The 13,455-nt window shown below is 59.2% G+C and carries 15 protein-coding genes; all 15 read right to left on the bottom strand.

Annotated features, from left to right (window positions below; all coding sequences use genetic code 11):
- Window positions 1–33 precede the first annotated feature (33 nt).
- Window positions 34–522 carry an ethanolamine utilization microcompartment protein EutK gene (gene eutK, locus FN082_RS15790; RefSeq protein ID WP_139536717.1) on the bottom strand — a complete coding sequence of 163 codons (489 nt, stop codon included), beginning with the start codon at window positions 520–522 and terminating at the stop codon, window positions 34–36.
- Between the two features lie 10 nt (window positions 523–532).
- A complete protein-coding gene (eutL, locus tag FN082_RS15785; RefSeq protein WP_004123400.1) occupies window positions 533–1,192 on the bottom strand; it encodes an ethanolamine utilization microcompartment protein EutL in 660 nt (219 codons plus the stop codon).
- 9 nt (window positions 1,193–1,201) lie between these two features.
- Entirely contained in the window at window positions 1,202–2,095 is an 894-nt protein-coding gene (gene eutC, locus FN082_RS15780; protein WP_142982030.1) for an ethanolamine ammonia-lyase subunit EutC, read from the bottom strand.
- Window positions 2,096–2,115: 20 nt separating this feature from the next.
- Window positions 2,116–3,477 carry an ethanolamine ammonia-lyase subunit alpha gene (gene eutB / locus FN082_RS15775; RefSeq protein WP_139536718.1) on the bottom strand — a complete coding sequence of 454 codons (1,362 nt, stop codon included), beginning with the start codon at window positions 3,475–3,477 and terminating at the stop codon, window positions 2,116–2,118.
- Between the two features lie 11 nt (window positions 3,478–3,488).
- Window positions 3,489–4,892 (bottom strand): ethanolamine ammonia-lyase reactivating factor EutA, encoded by a 1,404-nt coding sequence (gene eutA, locus FN082_RS15770; protein WP_142981904.1) that lies wholly within the window; start codon window positions 4,890–4,892, stop codon window positions 3,489–3,491.
- Window positions 4,889–6,121 (bottom strand): ethanolamine utilization protein EutH, encoded by a 1,233-nt coding sequence (gene eutH, locus FN082_RS15765; RefSeq protein WP_139536720.1) that lies wholly within the window; start codon window positions 6,119–6,121, stop codon window positions 4,889–4,891. Before eutH ends, eutA begins: the two co-directional genes overlap by 4 nt.
- 194 nt (window positions 6,122–6,315) lie before the next feature.
- A complete protein-coding gene (eutG, locus tag FN082_RS15760) occupies window positions 6,316–7,503 on the bottom strand; it encodes an ethanolamine utilization ethanol dehydrogenase EutG (protein WP_142981903.1) in 1,188 nt (395 codons plus the stop codon).
- Entirely contained in the window at window positions 7,493–8,332 is an 840-nt protein-coding gene (gene eutJ / locus FN082_RS15755) for an ethanolamine utilization protein EutJ (protein WP_139536722.1), read from the bottom strand. The genes eutG and eutJ overlap by 11 nt, the downstream gene beginning before the upstream one ends.
- Before the next feature lie 10 nt (window positions 8,333–8,342).
- Window positions 8,343–9,746 carry an aldehyde dehydrogenase family protein gene (locus FN082_RS15750; RefSeq protein WP_142981902.1) on the bottom strand — a complete coding sequence of 468 codons (1,404 nt, stop codon included), beginning with the start codon at window positions 9,744–9,746 and terminating at the stop codon, window positions 8,343–8,345.
- Between the two features lie 11 nt (window positions 9,747–9,757).
- On the bottom strand, window positions 9,758–10,045 hold the full coding sequence (eutN, locus tag FN082_RS15745; RefSeq protein ID WP_139536724.1) for an ethanolamine utilization microcompartment protein EutN: 288 nt from the start codon (window positions 10,043–10,045) through the stop codon (window positions 9,758–9,760).
- A 106-nt stretch (window positions 10,046–10,151) separates the two neighbouring features.
- A complete protein-coding gene (eutM, locus tag FN082_RS15740) occupies window positions 10,152–10,445 on the bottom strand; it encodes an ethanolamine utilization microcompartment protein EutM (protein ID WP_110272172.1) in 294 nt (97 codons plus the stop codon).
- A gap of 41 nt (window positions 10,446–10,486) precedes the next feature.
- A complete protein-coding gene (gene pta, locus FN082_RS15735; protein WP_142981901.1) occupies window positions 10,487–11,503 on the bottom strand; it encodes a phosphate acetyltransferase in 1,017 nt (338 codons plus the stop codon).
- On the bottom strand, window positions 11,500–12,303 hold the full coding sequence (gene eutT / locus FN082_RS15730) for an ethanolamine utilization cob(I)yrinic acid a,c-diamide adenosyltransferase EutT (protein ID WP_142981900.1): 804 nt from the start codon (window positions 12,301–12,303) through the stop codon (window positions 11,500–11,502). The genes pta and eutT overlap by 4 nt, the downstream gene beginning before the upstream one ends.
- Window positions 12,300–12,992: an ethanolamine utilization acetate kinase EutQ gene (eutQ, locus tag FN082_RS15725; RefSeq protein WP_139536727.1), complete on the bottom strand. Its 693-nt coding sequence runs from the start codon at window positions 12,990–12,992 to the stop codon at window positions 12,300–12,302. Before eutQ ends, eutT begins: the two co-directional genes overlap by 4 nt.
- A complete protein-coding gene (gene eutP, locus FN082_RS15720; protein ID WP_139536728.1) occupies window positions 12,970–13,449 on the bottom strand; it encodes an ethanolamine utilization acetate kinase EutP in 480 nt (159 codons plus the stop codon). Before eutP ends, eutQ begins: the two co-directional genes overlap by 23 nt.
- Window positions 13,450–13,455: the final 6 nt, after the last annotated feature.

Below are 13,455 nucleotides of genomic sequence, written 5' to 3'. Positions count from 1 at the left end.
GAGCCCTTTCGCGTTCCCGGCACCTCCGACAAGTTAATTTTTTAAGCGATAGCGACTACTGCGTTTACGCAACGCTCCGGCAGAAAAGAGCTGCTCCAGCGCCTTTCTGGCTTCCTCAAGCGACCAGCCGAAATGCGCTGCCACCTCCCCTGCCGTCATTCCCTGACGAACCGATGCCAGCAGCGCCAGCAAGGCTGCTGCTGATTCCGATTCTGCAGGCGGCTCAGGCGCTTGCGGCTGCGGCTGCCGCTGAAAACCGCCAATCAGCCGCTGGGTATCCTCTTCAGGGCGGCCAATCTCCCGACGGCTAATAACTCGCCCCGTACGCTCGGCCGCAGCGCTTCCGGCATCCAGCGCCGCCCGGCACGCCGCCAGGTCGCCTTCCACCACCAGCGTCAGCCTGCCGGGGTCGAGGACCTGATGGCTGAGCAAGCGCACGTTGGCCGCCTTCAGCATGGCATCCGCCGCGTCAACGGCGGCAACCATGCCGTCCACTTCCAGTAATCCCAGGGCGTTGATCATCACAACCCCCTTACGCGCGCTGGATTGGATGACGGGCAATATCCAGAACGGCATCGGTAAAGGCGTTGCAGGCGGCTTTACAGGCGGCCTGGCTTCCCGTCAAAAACGCAGCAGAATAGTTGGTTTCCGACGGCGGCGGCACGTAGGTCACCAGCTGGACATCGGCCGATTTCATGGCAGCATCAATACCAAAAGTGGCTTCCAGCGGCGGAGCGACCAGATACGCGATCGGATCCCCCAGCGCGATGCCTGAAGTCGACGAGAGATACGAGCCGGTACGCGAAACCACGTGCGCCAGAAACGCCGTATCTTCCGCGTCATTAGCCCACTGGAACGCCGCCCCATTTTCAATATGTGCCACCATCGCATCCAGACCGGCGCGAACTTCCGCCGGGTTTGGACCACCCAGCATAATCAGCACCTCGCCTGCGGTTGGCGACGGGCCGTGAGCCGCGCCGGCGTAGAGGGAGCGGCCATAGACCACTTCCACCATCGCCTGTTTTGTCGCTTCGTCAGCGGCAATATAGGTCACATCATCAGAATCTGCCGTGATGAGTCCGAGGCTACGTATATGTGGCGGTAATTTAAGTTCACGGGCAAAACCGTCATTCACCGAAGCAATCACGCGCATGGCCGTCACCGAAGGGCGAATTAAATCTAATGCAGGCATGATGCCTCCTTAACGAGTCATGTTGATGCCGGAAGCCTTCTGCTCCAGCATGCGTTTGGCCAAATCGACAATCACCGCGGCGGCTTCTACCGGCGGCGTACCGCCCTGGTGAATATTCGAAATACAGGTACGATCCGCTTCGACGGTAGTCGCTACGCGCGGTGAATACACGGCGTAGCAGGAGAGGCTTTCCGACTGCCCCAGCCCAGGACGTTCGCCTACCAGCAGAATCACCACCTTCGCGCCGAGGATTTCGCCAATCTGATCTTCGATTTTGACGCGTCCGTAGCGAACGAAGAACGGCGTACCCACCTTCAGCCCGGCCTGTTTCAACCCTGAGAGCAGCGGCGGCAGGATCTCTTCATAGTTGACGGTAATCGCATCCGTGGAGAGGCCATCAGAAACCACCACCTGCACATCCGGGCTCATTACGCACTGCGACTTCAGCGCGTCAACCGCTTCCGGACTCAGGCGACGGCCCATATCAGGGCGCGTCAAATAGAGGTTCTTGTCGCTAATCTCGGAGCGCACCTCCAGCAGGCCCTGGGTTTTCACCCACGCTTCCGGCACCTCTTTCAGCACCGTATCTTTAGAACGCGAGTGGTCGGCGAGGAAGCGCAGCAGCGCAAGGGTGCGCGGGCGCGGACCGGCACGACCGGTACACACGCGCGCCGCCGTACTGCGCTTCAGTTCAGCCAGCACTTCCGCACGATGCGGCTGCTGTACGCCAATCCAGCCTTTCGCCTCTGCTGAGCCTAAATCCAGCGCGCAGCTCTCTGCCGTGATGTCACACTGGCTGGAACATTTCGCTACCGGCGCCTGCGGCTCTGCCGCGGCCGTTTGCTGTTGTCCCATTGACGCCATCACGCCACGTACAATTTCTTCAATCTGCTTTTGATCCATCATGTGTCATCCCCGCGTCATCAAAAGAACAGTGACGGATCGCCCGCCCGTTTGGTCAGACGACCGTTTGCCATAATGCCCATGCTTTCCAGCCAGCGTTCGAACTCCGGCGATGGCCGTAAATTCAGCAGCTGGCGGACGGTAGCGGTATCGTGAAACGCAGTGGTCTGATAGTTGAGCATGATGTCGTCGCCGAGCGGCATGCCCATGATGTAGTTACAGCCCGCGCTGGCGAGCAGAATCATCAGGTTTTCGTTGAGGTTCTGATCGGCGTCAGCATGGTTGGTGTAGCAGCAGTCGCAGCCCATTGAGATGCCGCTGAGCTTGCCCATAAAGTGATCTTCCAGACCGGCGCGGATAATCTGCCTGTCGTTGTAGAGATACTCCGGCCCGATAAAGCCCACCACGGTGTTGACGAGGAACGGATCGTAGTGCCGCGCCAGACCGTAGTTGCGCGCTTCCATCGTCACCTGATCGGCACCAAAGTTCGCGCCAGCCGACAGCGCCGAGCCCTGCCCGGTTTCAAAGTACAAGCAGTTTTCCCCGGCGATGCGATTGAACTCAGCACCCACCGCCCGCGCTTCGTCGAGCATCGCCAGCTCCACGCCGAACTCTTTTAACCCCTTTTCACTGCCGCAGATGCTCTGGAAGATAAGTCCCCCCGGCGCGCCGCGGCGTATCGCTTCAATTTGCGTGGTAACGTGCGCCAGTACGCAGCCCTGAGTCGGGATATTGAATTTGTCGATAACGCCGTAAACGGTATCTAATACGCGGGTCAGGTTCTCCACGTCATCGGTCACCGGGTTAACGCCGATCACCGCATCGCCCGCGCCGAAGGAGAGACCTTCGTAGATTTGCGCGGCAATACTCTGCACATCGTCACGGGTATCGTTCGGCTGCAGGCGGCAGCTAAAGGTCCCCGGAAGGCCGATGGTGGTGTTGGCTTTTTTGATCACCGGCATTTTCTTCGCACCGTAGATCAGGTCAGCGTTGGAACAGATCTTCGCCACCGCCGCCACCACTTCGGAGGTCAGTCCTTTGCGCACAAACGCGATATCGTCGCTGCTGACTTCATCATTCAGCACGTATTCGCGCAGGTCGCTAATGGTCCAGTTCTTAATACGGTTATAGGCGGTTTCGTTGACGTCGTCCTGAATCAGGCGCGTCACACAGTCCTCCTCGTAAGGGATCACCGGGTTATTACGAATATCGGCGACCGTCATATCGGACAGCACCTGCTTCGCCGCCACGCGCTGCTGCGAACTCTCCGCCGCCACGCCCGCCAGCACATCCCCCGAACGCAGTTCGTTGGCTTTAGCCAGCACCTCTTTTACATCCTTAAACTGATAAACATTGCCGAACAATGTGGTCTTTAGTTTCATAAGTCGTTCCCTCAGGAAGGAAATGCGAGTGATTTCACCGTCACCGGCACAACCGATCCGCCAAAAAGAGGCGTACCAATGTCGATATAGTCCCCCGCCCGGACGCTCACCTCATCGATGACCGCCAGCGGGAGTTGTTGTAACTGCGGGCGCAGCAGCATGCCCAGCGCTTTGCCAAAATCCTGCTCGGCTACCACCAGCAGGGGATGCGGATTGGGAAAACGCGCGATAAAGGCGACAAGCGCGTCAATAACCATGAGTAATGCGGCGTAGCGCACCGGAAGCGATGCGGGAAGCGCCAGCACGTAAGCATCCGTTTTAGGATCAAGATCGAGCTGCATCAGCGCCTGCTCCCAGGCATCCAGCAGGCAGGATTCTTCCTGTGGGATTGCCACCGGCAGATTACGCAGTGGCAACGCAACCCCCTCCAGCCAGATAGTGCTGCCGGAAAGCGAGAGCGTGTGCGCCCCCGCGCCAATCACCGTGGCGCGCACGGTTTGCGCCGGGAACTGCACGTTCATTTCGCGCAGGCGCGGATGGTCGTGCAGCGCCGTCGCCAACAGTGGTCCAATATCAGAAAAACAGAACGGATCGGCGGGCTGGTTGCGGTAGCACTCGCCCACTCCGCCGGAAAGGGTAATCACCTCAGGCTTAACCCCTGCGGGCAGTAAGCTGGTTTGCATTAGCTTTTGCGCCAGTGGAGAGAGTGTGCCGTCGATAACCTCGACAATCAGTTCCGCCATGCGATGAGCCACCTGCGCCAGTTGCCCGGCAGTCAGCGCCAGCGCATCGGCGCCGGGGCCAAAAACCTCATCGACAATCATCTGGCCCGGCTGATGGGCATGGACCACGCGCCCCTGACCGTCGGTTTCCAGCAGACGGCCGCCGACGTTCAGGCAGGCAGTACCGCTGACTTTTCCGGCCTCGAACAGGGCATAGTTCGAGGTGCCGCCGCCGATGTCGATGTTCAGTACCCGACAAAGACGCTGTTCCGACAGGGTTTGCGCCCCGGCGCCGTGACCGGCAATCACCGACTCCAGATGCGGACCGGCGCTGGCCACCACAAAGTCTCCCAGCGACTGCGACAGCGCCATCACTGCCGGACGAGCGTTGCGGGTTTTCGCGCTTTCTCCGGTGATGATGATTGCCCCGGAGTCCACCGATTCGGGGGCAATACCTGCAGCTTGATACTGGGCCAGAATCAACGCCTTAAGTTCGTTCTCTTTCAGACCGCCCTGCTTATCAACAGGGGTAAAGAAGACCGGGCTTTGCCAGCTAATTTCGCGTTTGATAAATTCGTAGCGCGGCACCTGCGACACTGCCGCACGGTTCACCAGCTCAAGGCGGGAGAAGATCACCTGAGTGGTGGTGGTGCCGATATCGATACCGACGCTCAGCAGCTGGCGAGTCTTCACGATTGCGCCTCCGCTTCGGTTTCTGCTGGTGCAGAAACGTTTTCATCTTTCGGTACCAGCATCATCGCCACGCCGATTGCCGTCACGCCGCCGATCAGCTTGCCGACAATCATCGGGAAGATCATGGCGTTCATATTGGCGGCGGCGAAACCTAAGTGGTCGCCCAGCGCAAAGGCAGCGGAGACGGAGAACGCGCAGTTGATCACTTTGCCGCGAGTATCCATCTGCTTCATCATGCCGAACATCGGGATATTGTTGGCCAGCGTCGCGACCATACCGGCAGCGGCGATATTGTTAACTTTTAGCAAACTGCCGACGCGCATCAGCGGTTTTTCAAACCAACGGGTCAGCAGCAATACCATTGGATAGGCACCGAGCAGTACGCAGGAGATGGAACCAATCACTTCGATGGCGCGCATCACCTCACCAGGTTGGTCGCCGGGGGCCATAAAGATCGGATCAAGCCCAGGGATGAGCTCCCAACCGAGGAGGAACTTGATCACCGCTGCCGCCAGACCGATAGTGATCAGCGCCACCAGAAACTTGGCGAAGATCTGGAAGCCGTTGATCATTTTTTCAGGAATAAACTTCAATCCCAGCGCCACCAGCACAGCGACAATCAGCACCGGGATCATGTTCATCAGGATCAGCGCGAAGGTGAACTCTACCGGCTGGCCGTTAACCTCAACACCGGAGTACATCGCAATCAAGCCACCCGCAATACAGCCGATCGGAATCGTCACGATCCCTGCCAGTACGCCCAGCGCCAGATAGCGCCGATCGGAGGGTTCGATAATGCCGAGCGCGACCGGAATGGAGAACACAATGGTTGGTCCCATCATGGAACCCAGAATCAGGCCGGAGTACATCCATGCCGCAATATCGCCCCCCGCCAGCTCTTTGGCGAGGAAGAAGCCACCCATATCACAGGCCAGCAGCGTCCCGGCGAACATCGACGGGTTGGCGCCGAGCATTTCATATAACGGAATAATCACCGGACCGAGCAGGTGTGCCAGAACCGGCGCCAGCGCGGTCATCCCGACCATCGCCAGGCCCAGCGCCCCCATCGCCATAAAGCCTTCTTCGAACTGTCCGCCGGATCCCTCGATACTTTTACCAAACTTGCCGAGGAAGCGCGCCGAACCGCCGAACTGCGACAGGATCCTGTCCACGGCGGCAATCAGCATAAAGAACATCATGATGTACATGATGATTTCGTTAATTCCCATAGCCCTTACTCCCTGTCATTTATGATTTGTAGATACTGTGAACACCTGGAACTCTTGAGTGATATGCCGGTGTTGTAGCCCGGACAGGCGCTACGCGCCGCCTCCGGGATAACCCTCCAGCCCGCATCATTCCCGGTGGCGCTTCGCTGACCGGGCTACGGGGTCACCGCAATCCTGTACTCCGGGAAATCGCATCATTGCGCCGCCGTATACAGCTGGATAATCTGCTCCTGGTTGGCGGTTCGCGGGTTAGTACGCAAACAAATGTCCCCCAGCGCCGCCTGCGCCCATGCGCTGAAGTGTTCAGGTAACGCTCCGGCATCCGAAAGCCGTTTGCTCAGGCCCACTTCGGCGGTAAGCTCGCGCACGGCGGCGATAGCCTCGCGGTCATCGGTTTTCTTGCCGGTCAACGCCCGGCCGATTTGACTAAACCGTTCGCGGCGCACCATGCGGTTAAACTCCATCACCGTCGGCAGCAGCATGGCGTTGGCCTGGCCATGCGGAATGTGCAGCGCTGCGCCAGGCTGATGCGCCATCGCATGACATAAGCCCAGCCCGGCGCTGGAAAAAGCCATCCCCGCCATACAGGAAGCCAGCAACATGCTTTCGCGCGCGGCCAGATCGTGACCGTAGCCCACCGCCTTCGGCAGCGTCTGGCCAATCATCGCCACCGCGCCAATCGCCAGACTGTCGGTGAACGGCGTGGCGTTGAGCGCGCTGTAAGCTTCTATGGCGTGAGTCAGCGCATCGATACCGGTCATCGCTGTCACGTGAGGAGGAACACCTTCAGTCAGCGCAGCGTCAAGAATCGCCACGTCCGGCATCAGAGAAGCATGCGCCAGCACCTGCTTACGCCCGCTGACCGCATCAATAATCACCGTCACGTTGGTGGTCTCTGAACCGGTTCCGGCTGTAGTCGGCACCGCGATCAGCGGCAGACGCGGACGCAGTACGCTGGTTTCCGTCATGGCGCTCAGCGTCTGGTCAGGGTTGGTGACCAGCAGCGCCACCGCTTTCGCCGCGTCCAGCACCGAACCGCCGCCAAAGGCCACCACGCCGTCGCACTGTGATTCGCGCAGTTGAGCCACCGCCGCGCAGACGTCGGTAATGCACGGCTCGCCCGGCGGGCACGGCCAGACCGTCATCGCCACGCCTTTCATCGCCAGGCTGCGCTCAAGCCCGGCGGTCATTCCCGCCTGATGCAGGAAGCTGTCGACCATCACAAACAGATGGCTTACGCCCCTTGCTTGCGCTTCCTGCCCGCAGGCGCTGAGCGCGCCCAGGCCGCACAGCGTCACCGGCGGTACGCTGAAGGTTTTCACCCGTTGCAGATTCAGGGTATCGAATGCCTGAAAGAGCGCCGTCTGCAGTTCAGCTTGCATAGATTCCCTCCGCTTTCTCTCTCCCGCTGTTGGCTATCGCCAGCGGGGTCATAAACAGGCTGTGCTGCGGCAAATGCACCTGTAGTTCCGGGAAGCGCTTGCGAAATAGCGCGTCCACGCCCGGCTGCATACAAGAGCCGCCCGCCAGCCATAAATCAGCAATTCCTTGCCCTTTAATATGGTGAGCAACGATTTCCGCCATTTTTTCGTACACCGGTTTCACTACCGGCCAGATCTCCTGGGCGTTGCTGCGCTTGTACTGCTCCGCCTCTTCCAACGGGATGCGGCGGTTTCCGGCGAGCGTCAGGGAGATATGATGACCACCGGTCGCTTCATCGGCGGAGTAAGTCACTTCTCCCTGCTTAACGATGGCGATCCCGGTGGTGCCGCCGCCGATATCCACCACCCCGGCGTTATCGAGCTGTAAAAGATCCGCCACCGCGGTCGGCTCATCCAGCACATGGCTAACTTCCAGCCCGGCGGACTCCAGCACGTTGATCGAAATGCGCGGATCGGTGCCCGGTGGAAACGAGGTCGCCGCGTGGGTAAAGCGGCAGCCAAGCTGCCTTTCGAGCGCATCAAGATGGCGACGCACGATGGTGACGGCGCCAAAGAAATCCCAGACGATGCCATCACGCACGACGTCGGCCCAGTCAAGGCACACCGCCACCGGCTGCGCGTTGCCGTCGACCACCATCGACACCACGTCGCAGGTGCCTAAATCCACGCCCAGCCACAGCGGTGATTCACTGGCGGCAGGCGTCTGATTACACAAAGCAGCCGCTTTTTGCAGTCTGGGGGTGAGCCAAAGTTGTTCGTCGTGCGCCATGCGTTATCCCTTATACAATGCGAAACGCATCCACCAGCACGCAGCGACGCAGGCGAACAAAGGTGCGCGCGCTGGTCACCCCTTCCCCGGTTGGCGTGGTGATGGTCATGGTGGTCCAGCCTTCACCGCCCAGTCCGAGACCAGCAATGCACGGACCGTTTTTGACGAAAATACTGGTATCAATGGCATTCGCCATCTGGTTCATATTGTCGATATTGCGCGAGTGCATTGCCGCGGTGTGGTGGCAGCCGCCCTCAAGCTGGACCGCCAGCGCAATGGCTTCTTCAACGTTGGCAACGCGTACGACAGGAAGCACCGGCATCATCAGTTCGGTCACCGCGAACGGATGGTTGGCAGAGGTTTCAACAAACAGCAGGCGCGTTTGATCCGGGACGTTCAGGCCGATGGCCGCAGCAATCTTGCCCGCGTCGCGGCCGACCCAATCACGGCTGACAGTGCCTTTGCCGCGCTCATCAATATTCTTCAGCAGCACCGGCTGGAGCTGCTCGGCCTGGGCGGCGGTTAGTTTCACCGCATGCTCGCCCTCCATCAGGCGCATCAGTTCGTCGGCGACGCTATCAACCACGATCAGCACCTTCTCGTCGGCGCAGATGATGTTGTTATCAAACGACGCGCCTTTGACGATGGACTGCGCGGCGCGCGCCAGGTCGGCGGTCTCATCAACCACTACCGGCGGGTTACCCGCACCTGCGGCAATCAGGCGTTTATTGGTATGTTTGCGCGCGGAATCCACCACCGCTTCGCCGCCGGTCACCACCAGCAGGCCGATTCCGGGGTACTTAAACAGCCGCTGGGCAGTTTCGATATCCGGGTTCGCCACGGTAACCAGCAGGTTCGCCGGGCCGCCTGCGGCAATCACCGCATGGTTGAGCAGCATAATCGCCCGCTGAGAAACCCCTTTCGCCGCCGGATGCGGCGCAAACACCACGCTGTTGCCCGCGGCTATCAGGCTGATAGCGTTATTAATCACCGTCGCCGCCGGGTTGGTTGACGGCGTCACCGAGGCCACCACGCCCCACGGTGCATTTTCAATCAGCGTCAGGCCGTTATCGCCGGTCAGCACCTGCGGGGAGAGGCACTCCACGCCCGGCGTACCGCGCGCCTGCGCCACGTTTTTGGCAAACTTATCTTCTACGCGTCCCATGCCGGTTTCAGTGACGGCAAGCTCCGCTAATTCTCTGGCGTGTTTTTCACCTGCCTCGCGAATGGCATGAATAGCAAGCTGGCGCATGGCCACGCTTTTCAGCTCCCGCTGGGCTACTTTTGCTGCCGCGACGGCATCATCAAGAGAGGCAAAGACGCCCATTTCATGAACGGCGCTGGCCGGCTGGCTGCTGTCTTTCATTTTCAGCAGTACCGCTTTGATGACCTGTTCAATATCCTGTTGATTCATGATTTTCTGTCCTACTTGTGGAAGATCACCTGACCATCGGCGACCACTTCATCGACTATGCCAATCACGCACAGGTCGACGGGGGATGATTCACGTGCATGCGCCTGGCGGGCAGAACTGCCGCTCACCAGCAGTACCCATTCGCCAGGTCCTGCGCCAATATTGTCGATGGCGACAGCGCACTGCCCGTCAGGCCTGCCGTCGGCGTTAATCATTTCCACCATCAGCAATTTGTCGTGCGCCAGTCCCTGATGGCGGACGGTACAAACAATTTGTCCTGTGACGATTGCCAGTTTCATATCCGCCTCCGTGGCATATTTCAGGTAAAACCCTCCCCTGCCCTCCGCAGAGGGCCATTTAAAAAGGAGAGAACGTGACGCCAGCGCGTGACGTCACATGGGGTCGTTACAGGTTGCTGCTGTCGCCTTTAAAGCTGATCGGGAACACTTCTTCCAGATCGCCATGCGGACGCGGAATAACGTGTACCGAGACCAGCTCGCCAATGCGCTGCGCCGCTGCGGCACCGGCATCCGTCGCGGCTTTACACGCCGCCACATCGCCACGCACCATGGCAGTACACAGGCCGCCACCGATCTGCTTCACGCCAACCAGCTTCACGCGTGCGGCTTTAACCATTGCGTCAGAAGCCTCAATAAGCGCAACCAGGCCCCGGGTTTCAATCATTCCTAATGCTTCCATTGTGTTTTCCTCTTAATAAAGGGGGTCCAGAACGGGACCGTTCATTCAACCAATGTTTGTAAGCGGCTCTCGCGGCTTACGTCAGCCTGGCGCGGCACGGCTGCCACTAACGCCAGTTCGATAATTTCCTGCACACTACAGCCTCGGGAGAGGTCGTGAAGCGGTGCGGCAAGTCCCTGAATCAACGGACCTACGGCGCGATAGCCGCCCAGGCGCTGGGCGATTTTGTAGCCGATGTTGCCTGCCTCCAGCGATGGGAAGACCATCACGTTCGCATTGCCTTCAAGCGGGCTGGCGGGCGCTTTTTGCGCGGCGACGTCCGGCACGAAAGCGGCATCAAACTGCAGTTCGCCGTCCACCATCAGCTGCGGCGCACGCTGGCGGACGATCTCGGTCGCCTGCTGTACGTTGGCAACATTGGGGTGACGGGCGCTGCCGTTGCTTGAGAAAGACAGCATCGCGACTCGCGGCTCCTCGCCGGTAATGGCTCGCCAGGTGTCGGCGCTGGCGATAGCGATATCCGCCAGTTGCGCCGCCGTCGGCTGCGGCACCACGCTGCAATCGGCGAAGCCTAATGCCGGTCCGATGTACTGCGGCAGCATCAGGAAAATTGACGACAGCGTTTTGCAGCCCGGCAGTAGGCCAATAATCCGCAATCCGGCGCGCAGCACGTTCGCCGTTGACGAAAGATTGCCAGCAATGCACACATCGGCCTTACCCGCGCTGACCATCGCGGCGGCGAACATCAGCGGGTCATTGAGTTTTTCCAGCGCATCCGACGGCGTTTTCTCTCCGGCACGGGCCAGCCAGCGCTCGGCAAACGCTTCGCGCATGGACAGATTGCTGTGCGGGTCGATGACCTGAATACCGTCCATCGGCACGCGGTGGCTGAGCGCAAACTGGCGCAGAGCAAAGGGGCTGGCGATCAAAATCGGTCTTGCCAGCCCCTGCTGCTGCAGATAGTGGGCCGCTTTGAGAACGCGTTCGTCCAGCGCATCCGGAAAGACCACCCTGGCGGGCGAACGCAAAGCAAGTTGACGGGCGCGTTCAATAATCATTGTTCGCCTCCCAGACGTTGTTGGATCTGGCTAACGGTAAGCGGATGCTGCACCACGCTTAAAATCATCATCACGTAGACCGCGCTGGAGAGGCGGTTCAGCGCCTGCAGGATGTCCGGGCGCAATACCTCAAAACTGCGGGTAATAAAGACCTGCGCGGCGACGGTTTCCGTTTCCCGGACTTTGGTGCGTAGCAGATTCAGCAGCGCGGCATCCCGCCCGTGGCTGGCTTCCGGCACCAGATGATCGTGGTCGAGATAGCGCAGCGGCTGATGGGAAAGCCGGTGCAGCTCATCTTCGTTCAAGCCGACGATGGACTGCGCCGCCAGCGGTTCATCCATGGCGTCGGCGCGCATAATGTTGCCCAGACGCGAACGAATATCCGCCAGCCACGGCTGCCACGGTTCCGCCAGTTCGATTTGCAGCCACACCGCCAGAGCAATGGTGCTATCAAGCGCAGCGCGAAATCCCAGCCGCGGGTCGCTTTTGGCGACCATTTTGTCTGCTGTCAGATGGGTCAGGGTGTCGGTTTTTTTCACCACCGGCTGACGACACAGCTCGCAGCAGGCCTGCGGATGCGTGTCGCTGCTGGTCAAACCGTGTACCGGCTGCGGCTGCTGCTCTTCGTCATCAACAAACAGGCTTCCCTGCTCGTCGATAAACTTGATACGCAGACGGCGGCTTTCCAGCAGTTCACGGGCCGATGGCGTCAGGCGGGCATCAGCGGGCAGATGAATTTCTGCTCCTTCGCTGAGCGTGTGGTTTGCCCTGAGCCAGGCTTCGGTGATGAAATCTTTCATAGCGATTGCCAGTTCGCAGGCCAGGCAACGTACAGGAAGCGCACGGTCGACGGGGTGCCAAATTCAATGCTTGAACCTTTTGGGATAAACATCACGTCTCCGGCTTTGGCAATCATGGTTTCACCTTCATGACGAACGTGCAGTTCGCCCTCCAGCACCATATCCACTTCGTCATAGTTCAGCGTCCATGGGAAAAAGGCGTTTTCCCACTGCATAAACCCGGCGGCCATGCTGCTGCCGTCCTGCTCGGTAACCAGATCCGTCAGACCAATGCATTGCGGTTCAGCACCGTCGAAACGGCCGAATTTCACGCTGCCGCCATCAATCACTTTTATCCCGCCTTTGCCGGTGACTGACTTAAAGCTGGGCTGCATCTCACCCAGCGACAGCGACTGCTTCTCCTTCATCACTTTGTCCATCAGCTGCGCGACCAGGCTTTCGGTAAACTGCCCTTCCGGCAGCTGCGCGATAATGGTTTCGCGAATGCGCTGGCTTTCGGTTTTATCCTCTGTAACCGGCACCGCCGTAGCGGGTGCAGACTCATCGCATTCTTTGATGGATACGCCCAGCAGCTCCGCGACTTCGCGGGCTTCCGGGGTGATGATACTGGCGCGCAGAACGACCGATATTTCCTGTTCGCCGCGTGCGTGGGCCGCACGAATATCGTTAGCTGTGATTAGTTTCTTCACCTGCCCCTTCCTCCTTTTGGCTGAGCTCACTCAAGTAATTCACCAGATGCGCTATGCTTTGCGGGTCGTGACTGTTGAGCTCAAAAATCGGCTCCTGAAACCCCATCCCGTGCAGTAATTGCCGTACCGCAGCAACGTCGGCATCCGGCATGTCCGTTTTACTAATCGCGGCGATATGTCGTTTATTCGCGCCAATATCCAATAACCCGGCAGGCAAGCGACTTTCTGTGTCATTAGCCGCATGGACATAAATCAGCGTATCAACATCCTGCAGCGTGGTAATTAAGGCGTGATACCACCGTGGATGGCTGAAATATTCTCCTGGCGTGTCGATATCGCCCTGTTCATTAAATTCCACGGCCTGCGTTTTCCTGGCGAGGGAATAATTCCCCTGTAACGCGTTAAATAGCGTTGTTTTCCCCGCGCCCACCGTACCGACAAATGCAATACGTTTCATCGCCGC

Source organism: Klebsiella spallanzanii (genome assembly GCF_902158555.1).
Lineage (GTDB): Bacteria > Pseudomonadota > Gammaproteobacteria > Enterobacterales > Enterobacteriaceae > Klebsiella > Klebsiella spallanzanii.
This window is presented reverse-complemented; position numbering and strand designations above follow the sequence as displayed.